Source organism: uncultured Tenacibaculum sp. (assembly GCF_947494125.1).
Lineage (GTDB): Bacteria > Bacteroidota > Bacteroidia > Flavobacteriales > Flavobacteriaceae > Polaribacter.
The window spans coordinates 1-201 of sequence record NZ_CANLTU010000070.1 but is presented as its reverse complement, the minus strand read 5'-3'; the positions used below and the strand labels follow the sequence as shown (position 1 = coordinate 201).

2 tRNA genes are annotated in these 201 nt (G+C 47.8%); both read right to left on the bottom strand.

What is annotated here, in order from left to right:
• Window position 1 precedes the first annotated feature (1 nt).
• Window positions 2-74: transfer RNA gene (locus tag Q0881_RS17855), tRNA-Gly, on the bottom strand.
• A 43-nt stretch (window positions 75-117) separates the two neighbouring features.
• Window positions 118-190, bottom strand: a tRNA-Gly gene (locus Q0881_RS17850).
• Window positions 191-201: the final 11 nt, after the last annotated feature.

Genomic DNA, 201 nt, shown 5'->3' with positions numbered 1-201 from the left:
GAGCGAGAGACCAGGTTCGAACTGGCGACATTCAGCTTGGAAGGCTGACGCTCTACCAACTGAGCTACTCTCGCATTGGTAAAGACTTTTAGCAATTACTTGCTATATTTTAATTAGAGCGAGAGACCAGGTTCGAACTGGCGACATTCAGCTTGGAAGGCTGACGCTCTACCAACTGAGCTACTCTCGCATTGGTAAAGA